The sequence below is a fragment of the Dryocola sp. LX212 genome (genome assembly GCA_041504365.1).
In the GTDB taxonomy this organism is placed as follows: domain Bacteria; phylum Pseudomonadota; class Gammaproteobacteria; order Enterobacterales; family Enterobacteriaceae; genus Dryocola.
Map to the genome: position 1 here is coordinate 280621 of CP167917.1, position 23279 is coordinate 303899.

The following is a 23279-nucleotide window of genomic DNA, read 5'->3' on the forward strand; positions in this document are numbered from 1 at the left end:
CTCACTGGGGGTGAAGGCACGAAATACCATTATTAATAGGGAAATGATGATGCAAACTCTTTATCCACTGAAAGTGTCTCTGCTGGCGTTGCTGGTTTGCTGCACGGCCAATGCGGCAACAGTCAATCTGCGTATCATGGAAACGACGGACGTCCATGGCAATATGATGGACTATGACTATTACAAAGACGCGCCCACGGAGCAGTATGGCCTGGTCCGAGCCGCCTCGCTGATTAAAGCCGCACGTGAAGAAGCAACCAATAGCGTGCTGGTGGATAATGGCGATATTATTCAGGGTAGCCCGATGGCAGACTATGCCGCGGCCAGCCTGCAAGAAGGTGAGATTCATCCGGTGTATCAGGCGATGAATACTCTGGATTATACCGTGGGCAGCCTCGGTAACCACGAGTTCAATTACGGCCTGGACTATCTGAAAAAAGCCATAAGTGGTGCAGCATTCCCGTATATCAATGCCAATGTCTATGACGCCAGCACAAATCAACCTTATTTTAAGCAGTATCTGATCGTAGATACCCCTGTCAAAGACAGTGAAGGGAAATCGCACACCCTGCGCATTGGCTACATTGGATTTGTGCCGCCTCAGATTGTTCTGTGGGATAAAGCTAAACTGGCTGGCAAGGTAGTTGCCAAAGATATTACCGAAACCGCGAAAACCCTGGTTCCGCAGATGCGTCAGGAAGGGGCTGATATCGTAGTGGCCATCGCACACTCCGGCATTTCGGCAGATCCCTATAAGGCCCTTGCAGAAAACTCAGTGTACTACCTTACGCAGGTCCCCGGCGTTGATGCCATTGTTTTTGGCCATTCACACGGTATCTTCCCAGGCAAAAACTTCGCGTCGATTCCGGGAGCCGATATTGAAAAGGGTACCGTAAACGGTGTGCCTGCCGTTATGCCGGGGCATTGGGCCGATAACCTTGGTATCATCGATCTCGTGTTGGAAGGCGAGACGGGGAAATGGAAAGTCATCTCTGGCCATGCGCAGGCCCGACCTGTCTTCGATAAGAAGCAGGGAAAAGCACTGGTCTCCGCCAGCATTCCGCTGGTTAAAACGCTTGAGAAAGCTCATGAGAATACTCGGCAGTTTGTGAACAAGCCGATTGGTACGCTTGCCGAAGATAGCAATACTTTTCTCGCGCTGGTACAGGACTCATCGGCTATTGAAATAGTCCGCGCCGCACAAAAGGCGTGGGTGGAACGTTTTATACAGGGCGATCCCGATCTGGCCGATCTCCCCGTGCTCTCGGCTGCAGCACCTTTTAAAGCCGGTGGGCGCAAAAACGATCCCGCCGCTTTTGTCGATATGCCAAAAGGGCCGTTAAGCTTTCGTAACGCCGCAGACCTTTATCAGTATTCCAATACGCTGGCAGCCGTTAAAGTGAACGGCAGCGATATAAAAGAGTGGCTGGAATGCTCTGCAGGCATGTATAACCGCATCGATCCCAGCAGTACCAAACCGCAATACTTGTTTAACTGGGATGGATTCCGGGCTTACAACTTCGATATGTTCGATGAGTTACATTACCAGATTGACGTGACGCAACCCGCGCGCTACGACACCGATTGTCATTTGGTCGATCCTAAAGCGCAGCGGATACACTCTCTAACATGGCGAGGCAAACCGTTGCAGAAGGATGCAACATTCCTTGTTGCGGTAAATAATTACCGGGCTTTCACCGGTAAATTTGCCGGCACAGGTGAAAAGAATGTGGTTTTATCCGCGCCGGATGAAGTGCGCACGATAGTCGCCAATTATCTTAATCAACAAACGAAGCAGCATGGTCAATATACGCCGAAGGTTAATAATAACTGGCGGATTGCGCCCATCAGCAGCGATACGCCGTTGGATGTCAGAATAGAAACTTCACCTACGCAGCGCGCGGCAGACTTTATTAAGTCACAGGCACAGCATCCGATGCACTTGCTTGAGAAAGATGAGATTGGTTTTGCCGTCTACCGTATTGATTTGCAGAAAAAATAATAACTAACGTGTTTTATTCTTTTGCAGAATAAAGCACGTGCTTTGATGAGCCTGGAACCTTCTCCTTTCTCCTGCTTGCTCTATCTTGCGCGGGGAGAAGGGAGAAGTTAGCTTTAATTCACTTAACTGGGACGAACCTGGAAGCGTGATTTAACGACGCCTTTAACTTCTCGCTCCTCAGCTGTAGAGCATGACTGCGCTTAGCCTTTCATCCAGACGCGGATGCCATCCAGGAACATTTGCGTTGCCAGCATCACCAGCACCAGCCCCATCAGTCTTTCCAGCGCATTTACGCCCTTTTCGCCCAGCAGGCGTAAAAACAGCGATGACTGGAGCAAAATAGCTACTGTTCCGCCCCATGCCAGCATCAGTGCCGCCACTAAATGGCCCATTTGATTGGGATACTGGTGTGAGAGCAGCATCAACGTAGCCAGCAACGTAGGTCCGGCGACCAGCGGGATGGCCAGCGGGACGATAAAAGGTTCTTCACCGGCGGGCAGGCCGCTGGCGTTGCCGCCGTCGTGGCTCGGGAAAATCATTTTAATGGCGATCAGGAACAGGATGATCCCGCCTGAAATCGACACGCTTTCCGCGCGCAGGTTAAGGAAGGCGAGGATTCTCTCCCCGGCGAAAAGGAAAATTAGCATGATAATCAATGCGATAAGCAGCTCTCGAATCATGATCGCCCGGCGGCGTTTTGGCTCAGTGTGTTTGAGCGCCGACATAAAAATAGGCAGGTTGCCGAGCGGATCCATTATCAGAATCAGCAGTACCGCCGCGGATAAAATATCGTTCATCTGTTTTTCCCAAAATCTAAAAAAATCCGCCTAATAAGCTCTGTTACTGATCGCGCGGATATCATTGATTAAATTCACTTGCGACTTTGGCTGCATTTTGTAATGTGGGGTGACGTTCCATAAATGTACACAACGCAAACATCTCTGCAGGATAAGTCGCTATGAAAAATGTAGGTTTTATTGGCTGGCGCGGTATGGTCGGCTCTGTACTCATGCAGCGCATGGTAGAAGAGCGTGATTTTGACGCCATTCGTCCCGTTTTCTTCTCTACTTCTCAACTGGGCCTTGCCGCCCCGTCTTTTGCTGGCCAGTCTACCGGCACGCTTCAGGACGCTTACGATCTGGAAGCACTGAAGGCACTGGATATCATCATTACTTGCCAGGGTGGCGATTATACCAATGAAGTCTACCCAAAGCTCCGTGAAAGCGGCTGGCAGGGCTACTGGATTGACGCGGCCTCTTCGCTGCGCATGAAAGACGACGCCATCATCATCCTTGACCCGGTAAACCAGCACGTCATCCAGGAAGGCCTGAACAAAGGCGTGAAAACCTTTGTGGGCGGCAACTGCACCGTGAGCCTGATGCTGATGTCGCTGGGCGGCCTGTTCGCCAACGACCTGGTTGACTGGGTATCCGTGGCGACTTATCAGGCAGCATCCGGCGGCGGGGCGCGTCATATGCGTGAACTGCTAAACCAGATGGGCCAGCTGTATGGCGAAGTGGCGACCGAACTGGCAGACCCGGCATCCGCCATCCTCAATATCGAACGCAAAGTGACGGACCTGGGCCGCAGCGGCAATCTGCCGGTGGATAACTTTGGCGTGCCGCTGGCGGGCAGCCTGATCCCATGGATCGACAAGCAGCTGGATAACGGCCAGAGCCGTGAAGAGTGGAAAGGCCAGGCGGAGACCAACAAGATTCTGAATTCCAGCACCGTGATTCCGGTTGACGGGCTTTGTGTCCGCGTCGGCGCGCTGCGCTGCCACAGCCAGGCCTTCACCATTAAGTTGAAGAAAGACGTGTCGATTCCAACCATCGAAGCGATGCTCGCTTCCCACAACGACTGGGCGAAAGTGGTACCAAACGATCGCGACATCACCATGCGTGAGCTGACCCCTGCGGCGGTGACCGGCACGCTGACCACGCCGGTTGGCCGTCTGCGCAAGCTGAATATGGGGCCGGAGTATCTCTCCGCGTTCACCGTCGGCGACCAACTCTTGTGGGGGGCCGCCGAGCCTTTGCGCAGAATGTTGCGGCTGCTCGCATAATTACACTTACATACCAAAGGGGCATTGCAGCCCCTTTTTTTTCGCGTCATACATGGATGTCGTGATGTTGGCCATTATTTCCCAGGAGTAAAACAGCACGTTGGCTATGCTTAAGTCAGGGCGGAATAAACCGTCATGATGATTAGTTGGGCGGAGCAGCTTACAGGAGTTCTTTTTACGCTGCCCGTTAGGGTCAATGACAAGTGCCGGGTTGTCGGGCACATACAATAAACAGGACGAATACCATGTCTGTTCTTCCCGATAAAGACGCAATCAATGCGCTTATTGCGGGTCATTTCGCCGACCCCTTTTCCCTGCTGGGGATGCATAAAACAGAAGCCGGGCTGGAAGTCCGCGCACTGTTGCCTGACGCCACCGAGGTCTGGGTTATCGAACCAAAAACCGGCCGCAAGGTCGGCAAACTTGAATGCCTCGACTCGCGCGGTTTCTTCAGCGGCATTATTCAGCGCCGCAAAAATCCTTTTCGCTATCAGCTGGCCGTCGTCTGGCATAGTCAGGAAAATCTGATTGATGATCCGTACCGCTTTGGCCCGCTGATCCAGGAAATTGACAGCTGGCTGCTGTCTGAAGGTACCCACCTGCGCCCTTATGAAACCCTGGGCGCTCATGCCGATACAATGGACGGCGTGACGGGGACGCGCTTCTCAGTCTGGGCGCCAAACGCCCGCCGCGTCTCCGTGGTGGGCCAGTTCAACTACTGGGATGGCCGCCGCCACCCGATGCGCCTGCGCCGGGAAAGCGGCATCTGGGAGCTGTTTATCCCCGGTGCGCATCCCGGCCAGCTTTATAAGTTTGAGCTGATCGATACCGAAGGCCACCTGCGCCTGAAGGCCGATCCGTACGCCTTTGAGTCCCAGATGCGCCCGGAAACGGCTTCGCTTATCTGTGGCCTGCCGGAGAAAACCGTGCTCAGCCCGGCCCGACAAAAGGCCAACGGCTTCGACCAGCCAATCTCTATCTATGAAGTGCATCTCGGCTCATGGCGTCGCCACGCGGACAACAATTTCTGGCTAAGCTACCGCGAGCTGGCGGACCAGCTGGTGCCGTACGTCAAGGAGATGGGTTTCACGCACCTGGAGCTGCTGCCGATTAACGAACATCCGTTTGACGGCAGCTGGGGCTACCAGCCGCAGGGGCTGTATGCGCCAACCCGGCGGTTCGGCACCCGGGAAGACTTCCGCTACTTCATCAACGCTGCCCACGCCGCAGGGTTGAACGTGCTGCTCGACTGGGTGCCCGGCCATTTCCCGACGGACGACGCCGGGCTGGCGAAGTTCGATGGCACCTCGCTTTACGAGCACGGCGACCCTCGCGAAGGTTTTCATCAGGACTGGAACACGCTGATCTACAACTACGGGCGGCGCGAAGTCAGCAATTATCTGGTCGGCAACGCTCTGTACTGGATTGAACGCTTCGGCATAGACGGCCTGCGGGTGGATGCGGTGGCCTCAATGATTTACCGCGACTACAGCCGCGAGCCGGGGGAGTGGATCCCTAATGACAAAGGCGGGCGCGAAAACTTAGAGGCCATTGAGTTCCTGCGCAGCACCAACCGCATTATTGGCGAGCAAACGCCGGGCGCGGTCACCATGGCGGAAGAGTCCACCGACTTCACCGGCGTGTCGCGGCCGGCGTCAATGGGCGGCCTGGGCTTCTGGTTCAAGTGGAACCTGGGCTGGATGCACGACACCCTGGACTACATGAAGCTCGACCCGGTCTATCGCCAGCATCATCACGACAAAATGACCTTCGGCATGCTCTACAACAGCACCGAAAACTTCGTGCTGCCGCTGTCCCACGATGAGGTCGTCCACGGCAAGAAATCGATTCTGGACAGAATGCCAGGCGACGCGTGGCAGAAGTTTGCCAACCTGCGCGCCTACTACGGCTGGATGTGGGCCTTCCCCGGCAAGAAGCTGCTGTTCATGGGCAACGAGTTCGCCCAGGGCCGCGAGTGGAACCACGACACCAGCCTGGACTGGCACCTGCTGGAAGGCGGCGACAACTGGCACCACGGCGTGAAGCGCCTGGTGCGAGACCTGAACCGCATCTATCGCCACCACGCCGCCATGCACCAGCTTGATTTTGATCCCTACGGCTTTGAATGGCTGGTGGTGGAAGACAAAGCCAACTCGGTATTTATCTTCGTGCGTCGTGACTCGGAGGGCAATGAGGTGATCGTTGCGGCTAACTTCACGCCGGTGCCGCGCCATAACTATCGTTTCGGTATCAACCAGCCGGGCCGCTGGCGCGAAGAGCTGAACACCGACTCCATGCACTATCACGGCAGCAACGCCGGCAACAGCGGCGTTGTTCACAGCGATGAAATCGCCAGCCACGGGCGCGAGCACTCCCTGAGCATCACGCTGCCGCCGCTGGCCACTATCTGGCTGGTCCGGGAGGGCGAATGACGCAGCTTACCGCCGGGAATTCGGCGCCGTACGGCTCGCACTATGACGGAAAAGGAGTGAACTTCACGCTATTTTCCGCCCACGCGCACAAGGTGGAGCTGTGCGTCTTTGACGAGCACGGCCATGAACAGCGCTATGACCTGCCGGTGCGCACCGGGGACATCTGGCACGGCTATCTGCCCAATGCCAAACCGGGGCTGCTGTATGGCTACCGGGTTCACGGCCCGTGGGAGCCGCATAACGGCCATCGTTTTAATCCGGCGAAGCTGCTGCTCGATCCCTGCGCCCGCGTGGTGGTTGGCGGTCTGAACGACCATCCCCATTTTCACGGCGGCCATGACCAGCCGGACATGCAGGACGACGCCCATGAGATGGCGAAGTGCGTGGTGGTAAGGGAGACGTTCGACTGGGAAGACGACGAGCACCCGCGCACGCCGTGGGGCAACACGATTATTTATGAAGCCCACGTTCGCGGCCTGACGCTGAAGCATCCCGGCATTCCTGAGGAGATCCGCGGCACCTACGCCGCGCTCGGCCATCCGGTGATGATCGCGTATTTCAAACGCCTGGGGATCACGGCGATCGAACTGCTGCCGGTGGCGCATTTTGTTACCGAGCCGCGCGTCGCCCACTTAGGACTGAGCAACTACTGGGGCTACAACCCGCGGGCGTTCTACGCCGTTGAAGGCTACTACGCCATCAATCATGACCCGCTCAATGCCGCCAACGAACTACGCGGGGCAATCAAAGCGCTGCACAAGGCGGGCATCGAAGTGATTCTGGACATCGTGCTTAACCACAGCGCGGAGCTGGATCTGGACGGGCCAACCTTCTCCCTGCGCGGAATCGATAACCGTAGCTATTATTGGTTAATGGACAACGGCGATTACCACAACTGGACGGGCTGCGGTAACGCGCTGAATCTCAGCACGCCGTGGGTGGTCAGCCAGATGGTGGACTGCCTGCGTTACTGGGTCGACAGTTGCCATGTTGACGGCTTCCGCTTCGATCTGGCGTCGATCATGGGGAGAACCCCGGAGTTTCGTCAGGATGCGCCGCTGTTTGAGGCGATCAAGAACGATCCCGTCTTGTCGCAGATCAAGCTGATCGCTGAACCCTGGGATATCGGTGCGGGGGGTTACCAGGTGGGGAACTATCCACCGCTGTTTGCCGAATGGAACGATCATTTCCGCGACGGGATGCGCCGCTTCTGGCTGCAGCAAGATTTATCGCTGGGGGGATTCGCCTGCCGCTTTGCCGGGTCGAGCGATGTCTACCGCGAGGGCGATCGCCGCCCTTCAGCCAGCATCAACCTGATTACCGCCCATGACGGCTTTACCCTGCGCGACTGCGTAAGTTTTAACCATAAGCACAACGAAGCCAACGGCGAAGATAACCGCGACGGGACGGGCAATAACTACAGCAACAACTATGGTTTCGAGGGACTGGAAGCCAGCCTGATTATCAAAGAACGGCGGCGTGACAGCGTGCACTCACTGCTGACAACGCTGCTGCTCTCTCAGGGGACTCCGATGCTGCTGGCGGGGGATGAACACGGACACAGCCAGCACGGCAACAATAATGCCTACTGCCAGGACAATGCCCTTACCTGGCTTGACTGGGAGCACTGTAACGACGGTTTAACGACCTTTACCGCGGCGTTGATTCATCTGCGCCAGACCATTCCGGCCCTTACCCGGAACGACTGGTGGGAGGACGGTGATGACAATGTGCGCTGGCTTAACAAAGAGGCTCAACCACTGAATGCCGATGAATGGCAAGGCGGGGTCCACCGCCTGCAAATCCTGCTCAGTGAACGTTGGCTTATTACGATAAATGCCACCGAAGAAGTTGCGGACATCGTATTACCCGAAGGGGAGTGGCGAGCCATTCCTCCCTTTGCCGGAGAGGACAACCCGGTGGTGATGGCTGTTTGGCATGGTCCTGCGCACGGAGTCTGCGTATTCCAGAAGTCATAATAAAGGAGTCAGTCATGGTTAGACTTGAGAAGAACGACCCTCTAATGCTGGCAAGACAGCTGCCGAATAAATCAGTTGCGCTGATTCTGGCAGGTGGCCGCGGTACCCGACTAAAAGACTTAACTTCTACGCGCGCGAAGCCCGCCGTCCACTTCGGCGGCAAATTTCGCATTATTGATTTTGCCCTATCTAACTGCATTAACTCCGGCATCCGCCGTATTGGCGTGATCACCCAGTATCAGTCGCACACGCTGGTGCAGCACATCCAGCGCGGCTGGTCGTTCTTCAGCGAAGAGATGAACGAGTTTGTCGATCTCCTGCCCGCGCAGCAGCGCGTACACGGGGAAAACTGGTATCGCGGTACGGCGGATGCCGTCACCCAGAACCTCGACATTATTCGTCGCTACAAGGCCGAATACGTGGTGATCCTGGCCGGGGACCATATCTACAAGCAGGACTACTCGCGCATGCTTATTGACCACGTCGAAAAAGGGGCGCGCTGTACCGTGGCCTGCATGCCGGTACCGCTGCATGAAGCGACAGCCTTCGGCGTGATGGCGGTTGACGAAGAAGACAAAATTATCGAATTCGTGGAAAAACCTGCCCATCCGCCGTCGATGCCGGGCGACGACAGCAAAGCGTTAGCCAGCATGGGGATCTACGTTTTTGATGCCGATTATCTCTACGAGCTGCTTGAGGCCGACGACATCGATGAGAACTCCAGCCACGATTTCGGTAAGGACATCATCCCTTACGTCATGAAATCCGGCCAGGCGTTTGCCCACCCGTTCCCGCTCTCCTGCGTGCAGTCAGACCCGGACGCCGAGCCTTACTGGCGCGACGTTGGGACGCTTGAAGCCTACTGGAAGGCCAACCTTGACCTCGCGTCGGTGACGCCCGAACTGGATATGTACGACCAGGAATGGCCCATCCGTACCCATATGGAACCGCTGCCGCCAGCCAAGTTCGTGCAGGACCGCTCGGGCAGCCACGGCATGACGCTGAACTCGCTGGTTTCCGGGGGCTGCATTATCTCCGGATCGGTGGTGGTGCAGTCGGTATTGTTCCCGCGGGTGCGCGTTAACTCGTTTTGTAATATCGATTCGTCGGTGCTGCTGCCGGACGTAAAAGTCGGGCGCTCCTGCCGTCTGCGCCGCTGCATTATCGACAGGGCGTGTGTGATCCCTGAAGGCATGGTTATTGGCGAGAATGCTGAAGAAGACGGGCGCCGTTTCTATCGCTCGGAAGAAGGCATCGTGCTGGTGACCCGGGAAATGCTGGCCAGGCTGCAAGGTTAAGAAGTGAAGGATTGACCCATGCGCGGCGCGTGCCGTGCGTGGTCATTTTATCGTTCGGCGTCTGTTCCTGACAAAACGCAGCGCCGAGACTTGCTATACGGGAGCGAGAATGCAGGTCTTACATGTATGTTCTGAAATATTCCCACTGTTAAAAACCGGTGGACTTGCTGATGTACTTGGCGCGCTGCCCGCGGCTCAAATTGCCGGGGGTGTGGAAACACGCGTATTGCTGCCTGCGTTTCCTGATATTCGTCGCGGTATTACCGATGTGCAGGTGGTGTCACATCGCGATACCTTCGCGGGTCATATGACTTTGTTGTACGGCCAGCTAAACGGAGTGGGGATTTACCTGATAGACGCGCCACATTTATACGACCGTCCGGGCAGTCCGTACCACGACACCAACCAGTTTGCCTATCCAGACAACGTGCTGCGTTTTGCCCTGCTCGGCTGGGCAGGTAGCGAGATGGCCTGCGGGCTGGACCCGTTCTGGCGCCCGGATATCGTGCATGCTCACGACTGGCATGCGGGGCTGACGCCAGCCTATCTACGCGCGCGTGGCAACCCGGCAAAGTCGGTATTTACCGTCCATAACCTGGCCTATCAGGGACTCTTTTACGCCCATCATATGAATGAAATTGACCTGCCATGGTCGTTCTATGACGTCAACGGCCTGGAGTTCAACGGTCAAATTTCGTACTTGAAGGCCGGCCTTTACTATGCTGATCATATTACGGCGGTCAGCCCAACCTACGCGCGGGAAATTACCGAGGCGCACTTCGCCTATGGGATGGAGGGGCTGCTGACTCAGCGCCACCGCGAAGGACGGTTGTCCGGCATCCTGAACGGCGTCGATGACAAAATCTGGGATCCGACCCATGACCTGCTGCTGAGTTCGCGCTACAACCGCGACTCGCTGGAGGAGAAGGCGGAGAACAAACGACAGCTGCAGGTGGCGATGGGCCTGAAGGTGAACGACAAAGCGCCGCTGTTTGCGGTCGTGAGCCGCTTAACCAGCCAGAAAGGGCTGGATTTAGTGCTCGAAGCGCTGCCGGGGCTGCTGGAGCAGGGCGGCCAGCTGGCGCTGCTGGGGGCGGGCGACCCGGTCTTACAGGAAGGTTTTCTGGCGGCGGCTGCCGAGCATCCCGGCCAGGTTGGCGTGCAGATTGGCTATCACGAAGCATTCTCCCACCGCATTATGGGCGGCGCGGACGTTATTCTGGTTCCAAGCAGGTTTGAGCCATGCGGCTTAACGCAATTGTACGGCCTGAAATATGGCACTTTGCCGCTGGTGCGGCGCACGGGCGGACTGGCGGATACGGTATCCGACACCTCCCTTGAGAATCTGGCGGACGGAATCGCAACGGGTTTTGTCTTTGAAGACAGTAATGCCTGGTCGCTGCTGCGTGCGATCAGACGTGCTTTCGTGCTGTGGTCCCGCCCGTCGTTGTGGCGTTTTGTCCAGCGTCAGGCCATGAATATGGATTTTAGCTGGCAGGTAGCGGCGCAGTCCTACCGCGACCTATATCAACGCTTGTTGTAATCATCCAGGAATCACTGATTATGAACGCACCCTTTTCCTATGCGTCGCCTACGCTGAGCGTCGAAGCGTTAAAGCACTCGATAGCGTATAAGCTGATGTTTACGGTGGGTAAAGATCCTGCCATTGCCAACAAGCACGAGTGGCTGAACGCCACGCTGTTCGCCGTCCGCGACCGGCTGGTGGAACGCTGGCTGCGCTCAAACCGCGCGCAGCTCTCCCAGGAAGTTCGTCAGGTTTATTACCTGTCGATGGAATTTCTGATTGGCCGCACGCTCTCCAACGCGCTGCTTTCGCTGGGCATTTATGACGACGTGAAGAACGCCCTCGAAGAGATGGGCCTCGACCTCGAAGAGCTGATCGACGAAGAAAACGACCCCGGACTGGGTAATGGCGGCCTCGGGCGTCTTGCGGCCTGCTTCCTCGATTCGCTTGCTACGCTCGGTTTACCGGGACGCGGCTACGGTATCCGCTACGACTACGGCATGTTCAAACAGAATATTGTGGACGGGCGGCAGAAAGAGTCCCCAGACTACTGGCTGGAATACGGTAACCCGTGGGAGTTTAAGCGCCACAATACCCGCTACAAAGTGCGTTTCGGCGGGCGCGTGCAGCTTGAAGGCAAAAAATCCCGCTGGGTGGAAACCGAAGAGATCCTCGCAGTGGCCTACGACCAGATTATTCCCGGCTACGACACCGATGCGACCAACACCCTGCGCCTGTGGAACGCCCAGGCCAGTAGCGAAATCAACCTCGGCAAATTCAACCAGGGTGACTACTTCGCGGCGGTGGAGGATAAAAACCATTCCGAGAACGTCTCCCGCGTGCTTTATCCGGACGATACGACCTATTCGGGGCGCGAGCTGCGTCTGCGGCAGGAGTACTTCCTGGTCTCCGCCACCGTGCAGGACATTCTCAGCCGTCATTACCAGCTCCATAAAACCTACGCCAATCTGGCAGATAAGATTGCGATTCACCTCAATGACACCCACCCGGTGCTGTCTATCCCTGAGCTGATGCGCGTGCTGATGGACGAGCATAAATTCAGCTGGGAAGACGCCTTTGAGGTGACCTGCCAGGTGTTCTCCTACACCAACCACACGCTGATGAGCGAGGCGCTGGAGTCCTGGCCGGTAGACATGCTCGGCAAAATCCTGCCGCGCCATCTGCAAATAATCTTCGAGATTAACGACTACTTCCTTAAAACCTTGCAAGAGCAGTATCCGAACGATACCGGCCTGCTGGGGCGCACCTCAATCATAGACGAGTCCAACGGTCGCCGCGTGCGCATGGCCTGGTTGGCGGTGGTCGCCAGCCACAAGGTGAACGGCGTCTCCGAGCTGCACTCAAACCTGATGGTGCAGTCGCTGTTTGCCGACTTTGCCGCCATCTTCCCGATGCGCTTTAGCAATAAAACCAACGGCGTCACGCCGCGTCGCTGGCTGGCGCTGGCGAACCCGCCGCTGTCAGACGTGCTGGACGAAAACATTGGCCGTACCTGGCGCACCGATCTGGGCCAGCTTAATGAGCTGAAGCAGCATATCGATTACCCGACCGTGCATCAGGACGTGCGCAAGGCGAAGCTTGCCAACAAGAAACGGCTGGCGGAATACATCGGCCAGCAGCTGAACGTGGTGGTGAACCCTAACGCTTTGTTTGACGTGCAGATCAAGCGCATACATGAATACAAGCGCCAGTTGATGAACGTGCTGCACGTTATCACGCGCTATAACCGCATCAAAGCCGACCCAACGGCGGACTGGGTGCCGCGCGTCAATATTTTTGCCGGTAAGGCCGCATCGGCTTACTACATGGCGAAGCACATTATTCATCTTATTAACGATGTGGCGGCGGTGATCAACAACGATCCGGATATGAAAGATCGTCTGAAAGTGGTCTTTATTCCGAACTACAGCGTGAGCCTCGCGCAGATCATCATTCCGGCTGCGGATCTCTCCGAGCAGATTTCGCTTGCGGGCACAGAGGCCTCCGGCACCAGCAATATGAAGTTTGCCCTCAACGGCGCGCTGACCATTGGCACCCTGGACGGCGCAAACGTCGAGATGCTGGAGCACGTCGGTGAGGACAACATCTTTATCTTTGGTAATACGGCGGAGGAAGTCGAAGAGCTGCGGCGCAACGGTTACAAGCCGCGCGAGTATTACGAACAGGATGAAGAGCTGCACCAGGTGCTGACGCAAATTGGCAGCGGCACCTTCAGCCCCGGCGAACCGACGCGCTACCGCGATCTGCTGGATTCACTGATTAACTTTGGGGATCACTACCAGGTGCTGGCGGACTACCGCAGCTACGTGGACTGCCAGGACAAGGTGGACGAACTATACCGTCAGCCAGAAGAATGGACCATTCGCACCATGTACAACATTGCCAACATGGGTTATTTCTCATCTGACAGGACGATTCAGGAGTACGCCGACGAAATCTGGCATATCAAGCCGGTGCGGCTTTAAAGATTAGGGCGGAAAACGCTACGCTTTTCCGCCCTAAAAAACCGTTAAAGGCTCAGCACAGCTCCAGCACCAGATTGTTATCTTTGATCACCTGCATCACGCCCGGCGGTGGCGGCACGTCGGTATAGACCTGATCCACAAGGCTGATGCTGCCCAAATTCACCATCGCGTTACGGCCAAATTTGGAGTGGTCTACGACCAGCATCACGCAGCGGGAGTTTTCGATAATCGCCTTTTTGGTGCGCACTTCGTGGTAATCAAACTCCAGCAGCGAGCCGTCGCTGTCGATGCCGCTGATCCCCAGAATGCCGAAGTCGAGACGGAACTGGGAGATAAAATCGAGCGTCGCCTCGCCGATGATCCCACCGTCGCGGCTGCGGAGCTCACCGCCTGCCAGAATGATGCGAAAATCCTCTTTCACCATCAGCGTGTTGGCGACGTTCAGGTTGTTGGTGACGACGCGCAGATTGCTGTGGTCCAGCAGGGCATGGGCAACTGCCTCCGGCGTGGTGCCGATGTCGATAAACAGCGTGGCGCCGTTCGGGATCTGGCTTGCCACTTTACGGGCGATGCGCTCTTTCTCTGCCGTCTGGGTAGCTTTGCGATCGTGCCATGAAGTATTCACCGAACTGGACGGCAGCGCCGCCCCGCCGTGGTGGCGCATAATTAAATTCTGATCCGCCAGGTCGTTCAGATCCCGGCGAATGGTCTGCGGGCTGACCGCAAACTGCTCCACCAACTCCTCGGTGCTGACATAGCCCTGTTTTTTAACCAGTTCGACAATCGCGTCGTGACGTTGTGTTTGTTTCACGCAGGCCTACCTCTGATTTTTATGTTCGTTTTCGCGCATGCAGGGTATCCACCATCGCCATCGCAAGTCCAACCAGTAATCCGGTGACGTGGGCGGCATTGGCAATCGACATGCCTAAAATATCGAAGTAGCCAAGCACAATCCACAGCACGGCAAAGGCCATCAGGCCGCGCTGCATAAAGATGCCGCTTTCCGGGTCGCGCTCACCGCGCAGCCAGACGTAGCCCATCAGCGCGTAGACCGTACCGGACAGGCCGCCGAACAGCGGGCCGCTGAATTTAGCCTGCACGTAGCCGCTGAGCAGCGCCGAAATAAGGGTCAGCACGATGAGTTTTCCACTGCCGAGGCGTTTCTCCAGCGGGCCGCCGAGATACCACCACCATAGCAGGTTGAAGGTGATGTGCAGGATGGAAAAGTGCAGCAGCGCGTGGCTGAAATAGCGCCAGAACTCATACTTCAGGCTGTCCGCGTACGGCCAGGCGAGCAGGGCCATGACGGTGCGATCGCCCATTACCTGCATTGCCAGATAGACCAGCACGCAGGCGGCAATCATCGCCAGCGTGAACGGCCCGGCTTTTTGTTTGATGGTGGCAAAGAAGGGATAGCGCTGGTAGCGCAGCCCGCTTGCGGTATCGCCCGCAGACCAGCTGGCAGCCAGATAGCGCGCGTCGCCTGGGTTGGCGAGAAACTGCTCCAGTTCGCTGCGGACTTTTGCTTCCTGAGCGTCGTCCGCCAGCCAGACATCGCTTTGCTGCTGATGCTGCTGCAGGGTCAGGACAACGCCCTGGGTCGCCATATAGTCGACGAACGCCTGCGCAACCCGGGGGTTGGCAAACGAGGTAATCATGATCATAGGGTTTTCAGCCAAATCCGTACAAAGGGAAGCAGTATACCCGCTTAACGACGCTTTTATTACCTTCAGGCTGCGCCGTGGGTGACTTCAGCCGGGAAATGGCGATGCCAGGCATCAAAGCCGCCGTCAACGCTGTAGACGCTGTCATACCCCTGCTGCAGCAAATACTGGGCCGCGCCCTTGCTGCTGTTACCGTGATAGCACATCACCATCACCGGCGTGTCGAAATCCGTCTGCTGCATAAAAGCGACCAGCCGGTCGTTAGTCAGGTGGAAAGCGCCCGGCGTGTGGCCCATCGCAAAGCTTTGCGGATCGCGGATATCAACTAATACCGCCAGCTTCTGGTGCAGCTTCTGGTGTGCTTCTTCCACACCAATACATTCAAATTGATCCATAACGTTGCTCGTATACAAATAAAGGAAAAGGGGCTGGCTGAGCGCAATACTAAGCGAAAGCCAGCGCCGGCCGCTGATATTAACGCCATAATGTTATCTATATCACGCAGAAATGTTTTTTTTTCGTTACCAAAAGTCCGGTCACTTGCTATCATGAGCGATAACGAACATTTATGAGCTTTAACGAAAGTGTGTGAGGGCAGCATGGAAACCAAAGATCTGATTGTCATTGGCGGCGGTATCAACGGCGCCGGTATTGCAGCTGACGCCGCGGGCCGCGGCCTGTCCGTGTTAATGCTGGAGGGGCAGGACCTGGCCTGCGCCACCTCATCCGCCAGCTCGAAATTAATCCACGGCGGCCTGCGCTACCTGGAACACTACGAATTCCGCCTGGTGAGCGAAGCGCTCGCCGAACGCGAGGTGCTGCTGAACATGGCGCCGCATATTGCTTTCCCGATGCGCTTCCGCCTGCCGCACCGCCCGCATCTGCGCCCGGCGTGGATGATCCGTATCGGTCTGTTTATGTACGACCATCTGGGCAAACGTACCAGCCTGCCAGCTTCCACCGGTTTGCGTTTTGGCTCAGATTCAGTACTGAAATCCGAGATCGTGCGCGGTTTCGAATATTCCGACTGCTGGGTAGACGATGCACGCCTTGTGCTGGCGAACGCGCAGATGGTGACCAAAAAAGGCGGCGAGGTGAAAACCCGCACCCGCGCAACCAGCGCCCGCCGTGAAAACGGCCACTGGATCGTGGAGGCGCAGGACATCGACACCGGCGAAACCTTTTCCTGGCGCGCGCGCGGCCTGGTTAATGCTACCGGACCGTGGGTAAAAGACTTTTTCGACGACGGGCTGAAACTGCCGTCTCCTTACGGTATCCGCCTGATCAAGGGGAGCCATATCGTGGTGCCGCGCGTGCATAACCAGAAGCAGGCGTACATTCTGCAAAACGAAGATAAGCGCATCGTGTTCGTGATCCCGTGGATGGACGAATTCTCCATCATCGGCACGACCGACGTGGAATACAAAGGTGACCCGAAAGCGGTGCACATTGACGAAAGCGAAGTGAAATACCTGCTGGACGTCTATAACGAACACTTCAAAAAAAACCTGAGCCGTGAAGACGTGGTGTGGACCTACTCTGGGGTGCGGCCGCTGTGTGATGACGAGTCCGACTCTCCGCAGGCCGTAACCCGCGACTACACGCTGGATATTCATGATGAAAACGGCAGGGCGCCGCTGCTGTCCGTCTTTGGCGGCAAGCTGACAACTTACCGTAAACTGGCCGAACACGCGCTGGACAAGCTGCAAACCTACTACCCTAAAATGGGACCGGCCTGGACGAAAGACAGCAGGCTGCCGGGTGGGGATATCTCCGGCGATCGCGATGATTTTGCCGCCCAGCTGCGCCGCCGCTATTCGTTCCTGAGTGAGGGCCTTGCCCGTCGCTTTGCCCGAACCTACGGCAGCAACAGCGAGCTGATTCTGGCGGATGCGGCGAGTATCAGAGATTTAGGCGAAGATTTTGGCCATGAGTTTTACGAGGCCGAACTGCGCTATCTGGCCGAGCATGAGTGGGTAAGACGCGTGGAGGATGCTATCTGGCGCCGGACGAAATTAGGCATGTGGCTGACGGACGAGCAGCAGTCGCGGGTGGCGCAGTGGCTGGCAAAGCGGAACGGTAAGGCCCAGCTCTCTTTGGCTTCATAAGGCGAAGTGGCGGAAGGCGCAGGCTTATCCGACCTACAAATTCAAAGATTTAGGGCGGACAAGCGTAAGCGCCATCCGCCATTTATCAGACCCCGTAGCCCATCATCTTCAGCAGCTTCTGCGCATGCTGCACCGCGTCCTGACGGTGCGCGACTCCCAGCTTTTGGTACAGGTTACGGATGTGCGTTTTAATGGTCGTGGCCGCCACGTCCAGCTCACCGGCGATCTGATCGTTGCTGTAACCTGAATAAATCAGCCCCAGAACCTGCCATTCACGCTGGGTGAGCGGGCTGGTGCGGATAAGCTCCGGCACCTCCGGGTGGGTCAGCAGACGGTTAACGAAGTTTTCGTCGAAGTGAGCGAACTTGTGGCGATGGTGCTGGTTAATCTCGCGCAGGATGCGCTGGGCCCTGTGCTGGTCCAGCTCCGGCAGGGTATTGAGCTGAATTAGCTGGCGGAGCTGCTGCGCCATTGCCTCTCCCTCAATCACAAAGTGGCTGATAAACCCGGTGCGGTTAGCCAGCGACAGCGCCTCCATCAGCACGCGCTGCGCGTCGCTCTTACGGCCAGACTGCCAGTAAAGCTGGTTGAGCAGCAGCAGGTTGCGGTTGAGGTCGCTCATCAGGCGCAGGCTGCGTGCGTTTTCGTTTAGCTCTTCCAGCACCATTTCCGCCGGGTCGAACTCACCGAGCAGGATCTGCGCGCGGGCGATGTTGCGCCACTGGCTTTGCAGGAAGTGGTTGTTGGCAAACTCTGGTTTTGGCGTCAGGCGCAGCCAGTTGGCGGCGGATTTTTTATCGCCGGTCATCTGCCAGTAAATCACCCGCACTTTATCTGCGTTCGATACCCAGTCGCTGTGGTACGGCCCGTTGCCTAACAGGTTTTCCAGGCGGTTAAGGTGATTACGCGCGTTGTCCAGATCGCCACGGGCCAGCGAGCACTGAACCAGTAAGGCCAGGCACTGCAGCTGTTGCTGAGGTTGATACCCGGCGAGGACTTCCACACCGTAACGCGCGGAGGCTTCTGCCTCATCAAGGCGCGACCAGGCCCAAAGCAGCTGTGCGCGAATGCGCAGCAGGAATTCATGCAGCGGCAACTGTTCAAGATGCTGCTCGCGGATGAGGATGAACGCTTTTTCCTGCGTTTCCCACGCCGCCTGCAAAAAGCCCTGTGCCAGCAGAATTTCGCTTTGCTGGATCAGGCTCCACAGCGCGTAATGCCAGACGTCGTGGCGGCGGGACATCTGCTCGGTCTGCTGCATGACGGAGAGGGATTTCGTTAAGTCACCTTTGCAGTGCAGCACTTCGCCGTGAACGGACGTTGCCACAATGCGGCTGTAGTAATTAGCCAGCGGCAGCATGTCGAGGGCGACCATCGCCAGCCGCTCGGCTTCTTCCGGATCGCCGTCGTTAATGGCGACCTGCGCGCGCAGGGCGTTAAATTCGCCGTGCAGCGTGTCGTCCATTTCAAGATTCATTTCCTGCTCGGCCCGCGCCAGCAGCAGGTTAACTTCGTTGTAGCGGTGCTGGCTTTGCATCAGCCAGGCCTGCAGCAGCACCAGCTTAGGATTTTCCAGCAGGCTTTCCCACGGCAGGGCTTTCAGCGACTCTTCCAGCAGCGCCAGTTCGCTGTGGTTAAACAGCGCCCACGCGTGGTGCAGCAGGATGTCGCGCAGCATATTTGCGTCGCCCGCAGCTAGTGCGTGATGAATGGCTTCGCTCGGGAACCCTTGCGCCATCCAGCTTTCGGCGGCGGCACGGTGGATATCGGGTAATTCGGCGGCGAGTTCCCACTGGCAGCGCTGGCGCAGGAAGCTGCCGAACAGCGGATGGAAGCAGAACCATTCGCCGGAGTCGTCCATACGCTGCAAAAACAGCCCCTGGCGCTCGGTCTCTTCCAGCCGCATCTGGCCATTTTCTTCACCCGTCACGCGCACGATCAGCGCATCGTTCATCGAGCGCAGGATAGAACTCCGTAACAGGAAGTTTCGCGTGTTGGCATCGACATTATCAAGCACTTCATCCACCAGATAGTCGGACAGGTGGCTGGCATTAATGCCTGACAGGCGGCGCGCGGAATGGTGCGTCGGGGTGTTGGTCTGGCGTGCGGAGAGGGCGATAAGCTGGAGGGCGGTTGCCCATCCGGCAACGTCGTCGCACAGGCGGCTGCTGTCCGCAGGCTCTATGGGCGCGGTCAGGCGGCAGTCAAAGAACTGCTTCGCTTCCTGATGGGTAAAGGCAAGCTGCTGGCTGCCGATTTCCAGCAGCTGATCGCGTACGCGCAGGTTAGCAATGCCGAGCTGCGGGAGGTTACGCGAAAGCACCACCAGCGTCAGATTCTCAGGCTGGTGGCGGATGAAAAAGCGCATTGCTTCATGAATAACCGGGTTGTTGATCAAGTGGTAGTCGTCTATCACCAGGAACAGCGGACGGTGCCACTCAGCCAGTTCGATAAACAGCTGGGCAAACAGCGACGAGAGGCTGGCGTACTGGCGTTTCTGGGCCATCACTTCACTACTGACACAGTGGCCGCCTGTCGCCTGCTGAACGGCGGTGATCAGGTAGCTGGCAAAGCGTTCCTGCTGGTTGTCACCCTCATCAAGGGAGTACCAACCCAACTCATTTTTCCCTGCAGCCCACTGGGAGACCAGTGTGGTTTTGCCATAGCCTGCCGGGCTTGTTACCAACGCCAGCCGATAGTTGGCGGCTGTGGATAATTTCACCAGCAGACGGTCGCGTACCACGGTATTTTCCAGCCGTACCGGGCGACTCAATTTGGATGGGATCAACATAGTCAGTCACTTCACTGTGTCTTTTCCGTCATTTTTCGAGCCGCAGCCGGAGAGGGTTGCAGCGCGACAGATGCAGGAAAAAAGATTAAGGAATGATTTTTTTTACGCTTCGTAATTAATGCCTGAATGTAAGGTCGGCCAGATTGCACTTTATTGCAAGAATGTTGAACTTTTCGTGCCTGGTAAGTTGCACCTTGTCACAATTCCATATTTTTAAGTAATAAGTTTCATGTTAGCCATTCATTTACCCCGCTCTAAAATTGCATGAAATCCGCGCCCGGCCTGAAAAGAAAGCGGTTTCAGTCGAAAGCCTTAAACGAACGTAGCTGGTCATTTGTTGTCCGAACTTGGGCGGGTCTTGCGTACCCACAGGGCAGGTATTTAGAGGTGGCGATCACACTTTTCACTCATCCCCATCGCTCCTCCCCGTCTAATCCCCCTCAGGATGAGGAATAAGCCCAGGCTGCCCGGCACACTAGCGGGCAATGAATTCAGAACAATCACAGGACCCGATTCCCTATGTCACAGCCGACCTTCAATAAAGCACAATTTCAGGCTGCGCTGACCCGCCAGTGGCAGCGTTTTGGCCTGCATTCCGCGCAGGATATGACCCAGCACCAGTGGTGGCAGGCCGTGAGCGGCGCATTAGCCGAACTGCTGGCCGCCCAGCCCGTTGCGAAACCGCAGGCGAAACAGCGCCATGTGAACTACATCTCTATGGAATTCCTGATTGGCCGTCTGACGGGCAACAACCTGCTGAACCTGGGCTGGTATCAGGAGGTGGCGGATGAGCTGAAAGGCTTTGCTATCAACCTGACCGACCTGCTTGAAGAAGAGACTGACCCGGCGCTGGGCAACGGCGGTCTGGGGCGTCTGGCAGCCTGTTTCCTGGATTCCATGGCGACGGTCGGCCAGCCGGCGATTGGCTACGGCCTGAACTACCAGTACGGCCTGTTCCGCCAGTCCTTCAAAGACGGCCAGCAAATGGAGGCGCCGGACGACTGGCATCGCGGCAGCTACCCGTGGTTCCAGCATAATTCCGCTCTCGACGTGCAGGTTGGCGTGGGCGGCAAAGTGGTTAAAGACGGCAAGACCCTCCGCTGGGAACCGGCGTTTATCTTCCAGGGCGAAGCCTGGGATCTACCGGTGCTGGGCTACCGTAACGGCGTCGCCCAGCCGCTGCGTCTGTGGCAGGCTAAGCATGCCCATCCTTTCGACCTGACAAAATTTAACGACGGCGATTTCCTGAAGGCAGAGCAGCAGGGCATCGACGCTGAGAAGCTGACCAAGGTTCTCTACCCGAACGACAACCATCTGAACGGCAAAAAGCTGCGCCTGATGCAGCAGTATTTCCAGTGCGCCTGCTCCGTGGCGGACATCCTGCGTCGCCACCACCTGGCGGGCCGTAAGCTGGCAGAGCTGGCGGATTACGAAGTGATTCAGCTTAACGATACGCACCCGACCATCGCCATTCCTGAGCTGCTGCGGGTGCTGATTGACGAGCACCAGATGAGCTGGGACGACGCCTGGGCTATCACCAGCAAAACTTTCGCCTACACCAACCACACGCTCATGCCAGAAGCGCTGGAGTGCTGGGACGAGAAGCTGGTGAAGGCTCTGTTGCCGCGCCACATGCAGATCGTCAACGAAATCAACGCCCGTTTTAAAAAGCTGGTGGATAAGACCTGGCCGGGCGATGAGGCCGTCTGGGCTAAGCTGGCGGTGGTGTACGACAAGCAGGTGCGCATGGCGAATATGTGCGTAGTGAGCGGCTTTGCGGTCAACGGCGTCGCCGCGCTGCACTCTGATCTGGTGGTGAAAGATCTGTTCCCGGAATACCACCAGCTGTGGCCGAACAAATTCCACAACGTCACCAACGGCATTACGCCGCGCCGCTGGATCAAACAGTGCAACCCGGCGCTTGCCGGGCTTCTCGACAAGAAGCTGAAGAAAGAGTGGGCGAACGATCTGGACGTGCTGGAAGGGCTGGAAAAATACGCCGACGACGCGAAGTTCCGCAAGGAATATCGCGACATCAAATACCAGAACAAAGTGAAGCTGGCGGCGTTCGTGAAGGCGCGTACCGGCATCGTCATCAGCCCGGATGCGCTGTTCGACGTGCAAATCAAACGTCTGCATGAATACAAGCGTCAGCACCTTAACCTGCTGCACATCCTGGCGCAGTACAAAGAGATCCGCGAGAACCCGCAGGCTGACCGCGTGCCGCGTGTCTATCTGTTCGGCGCGAAAGCTGCGCCTGGCTACTACCTCGCCAAGAACATCATCTTTGCTATCAACAAGGTTGCGCAGGCGATTAATAACGACCCGGTAGTTGGCGACAAGCTGAAAGTGGTGTTCATTCCGGATTACTGCGTCTCTGCTGCGGAAATCATGATCCCGGCGGCGGATATCTCGGAGCAGATTTCTACCGCGGGTAAAGAGGCTTCCGGCACCGGCAACATGAAGCTGGCGCTGAACGGTGCGCTGACCGTAGGCACGCTGGACGGCGCGAACGTTGAAATCGCCGAGAAGGTGGGCAACGAGAACATCTTTATCTTCGGCCACACCGTGGAAGAGGTGAAAGCGCTTAAGGCCAAAGGCTACGACCCGGTTAAATGGCGTAAGAAAGACAAAGTGCTGGATGCGGTGCTGAAAGAGCTGGAGAAAGGTATTTACGCCGACGGCGATAAGCATGCCTTCGACCAGATGCTGCACAGCATCGGCAAGCAGGGCGGCGACCCGTACCTGGTCATGGCGGACTTCACGGCCTACGCCGAAGCGCAGAAGCTGGCGGATGCGCTCTACCTCGACCAGGAAGCCTGGACGCGCGCCGCCATCCTGAACACCGCCCGCTGCGGCATGTTCAGCTCGGATCGCTCAATCCGCGATTACCAGCAACGCATCTGGCAGGCGAAGCGCTAAGGGGAAG

At 56.9% G+C, this 23279-nt stretch carries 14 protein-coding genes; 9 read left to right on the forward strand and 5 right to left on the reverse strand.

Translation table 11 applies throughout. The annotated features are described in order from the left end of the window. The first annotated feature begins 46 nt into the window (after positions 1–46). Positions 47–2002 carry a bifunctional 2',3'-cyclic-nucleotide 2'-phosphodiesterase/3'-nucleotidase gene (locus ACA108_01345; GenBank protein ID XEX97998.1) on the forward strand — a complete coding sequence of 652 codons (1956 nt, stop codon included), beginning with the start codon at positions 47–49 and terminating at the stop codon, positions 2000–2002. A gap of 200 nt (positions 2003–2202) precedes the next feature. On the opposite strand, the gene ACA108_01350 is transcribed toward ACA108_01345, so the two are convergent. Further along, the gene (locus ACA108_01350) at positions 2203–2799 is read right to left on the reverse strand and encodes a YhgN family NAAT transporter (protein XEX96221.1); all 597 of its coding nucleotides are present in this window, start codon (positions 2797–2799) and stop codon (positions 2203–2205) included. 161 nt (positions 2800–2960) lie between these two features. Between ACA108_01350 and asd the strand changes: the two genes are divergently transcribed. The 6 genes from asd (at position 2961) to glgP (ending at position 13787) form a co-directional block, all read left to right on the forward strand. Next, entirely contained in the window at positions 2961–4067 is a 1107-nt protein-coding gene (gene asd / locus ACA108_01355) for an aspartate-semialdehyde dehydrogenase (protein ID XEX96222.1), read from the forward strand. A 245-nt stretch (positions 4068–4312) separates the two neighbouring features. After that, the gene (glgB, locus tag ACA108_01360; protein XEX96223.1) at positions 4313–6499 is read left to right on the forward strand and encodes a 1,4-alpha-glucan branching enzyme; all 2187 of its coding nucleotides are present in this window, start codon (positions 4313–4315) and stop codon (positions 6497–6499) included. Further along, complete coding sequence (gene glgX, locus ACA108_01365) at positions 6496–8478, forward strand: glycogen debranching protein GlgX (GenBank protein ID XEX96224.1); 1983 nt, start codon at positions 6496–6498, stop codon at positions 8476–8478. The genes glgB and glgX overlap by 4 nt, the downstream gene beginning before the upstream one ends. A 14-nt stretch (positions 8479–8492) precedes the next feature. Continuing rightward, a complete protein-coding gene (gene glgC, locus ACA108_01370) occupies positions 8493–9776 on the forward strand; it encodes a glucose-1-phosphate adenylyltransferase (GenBank protein XEX96225.1) in 1284 nt (427 codons plus the stop codon). Between the two features lie 109 nt (positions 9777–9885). Beyond that, positions 9886–11319, forward strand: coding sequence for a glycogen synthase GlgA (gene glgA, locus ACA108_01375; protein XEX96226.1), 1434 nt, complete (start codon positions 9886–9888; stop codon positions 11317–11319). Positions 11320–11339: 20 nt separating this feature from the next. Then, complete coding sequence (glgP, locus tag ACA108_01380; GenBank protein XEX96227.1) at positions 11340–13787, forward strand: glycogen phosphorylase; 2448 nt, start codon at positions 11340–11342, stop codon at positions 13785–13787. Between the two features lie 52 nt (positions 13788–13839). Here glgP and ACA108_01385 read toward each other — a convergent pair whose 3' ends face one another. From ACA108_01385 to glpE, 3 genes are all read right to left on the reverse strand, one after another. Continuing rightward, a complete protein-coding gene (locus ACA108_01385) occupies positions 13840–14598 on the reverse strand; it encodes a DeoR/GlpR family transcriptional regulator (GenBank protein ID XEX96228.1) in 759 nt (252 codons plus the stop codon). Between the two features lie 19 nt (positions 14599–14617). Continuing rightward, positions 14618–15451 carry a rhomboid family intramembrane serine protease GlpG gene (glpG, locus tag ACA108_01390; protein ID XEX96229.1) on the reverse strand — a complete coding sequence of 278 codons (834 nt, stop codon included), beginning with the start codon at positions 15449–15451 and terminating at the stop codon, positions 14618–14620. A gap of 65 nt (positions 15452–15516) precedes the next feature. Then, complete coding sequence (gene glpE, locus ACA108_01395) at positions 15517–15846, reverse strand: thiosulfate sulfurtransferase GlpE (GenBank protein ID XEX96230.1); 330 nt, start codon at positions 15844–15846, stop codon at positions 15517–15519. A 204-nt stretch (positions 15847–16050) separates the two neighbouring features. Here glpE and glpD point away from each other — a divergent pair, with 204 nt between their 5' ends. Then, positions 16051–17559: a glycerol-3-phosphate dehydrogenase gene (glpD, locus tag ACA108_01400; protein ID XEX96231.1), complete on the forward strand. Its 1509-nt coding sequence runs from the start codon at positions 16051–16053 to the stop codon at positions 17557–17559. 85 nt (positions 17560–17644) lie between these two features. On the opposite strand, the gene malT is transcribed toward glpD, so the two are convergent. Continuing rightward, a complete protein-coding gene (gene malT, locus ACA108_01405; protein ID XEX96232.1) occupies positions 17645–20350 on the reverse strand; it encodes an HTH-type transcriptional regulator MalT in 2706 nt (901 codons plus the stop codon). Positions 20351–20869: 519 nt separating this feature from the next. On the opposite strand from malT, the gene malP reads away from it, so the two are divergent. Then, complete coding sequence (gene malP, locus ACA108_01410; protein XEX96233.1) at positions 20870–23272, forward strand: maltodextrin phosphorylase; 2403 nt, start codon at positions 20870–20872, stop codon at positions 23270–23272. Positions 23273–23279 lie beyond the last annotated feature (7 nt).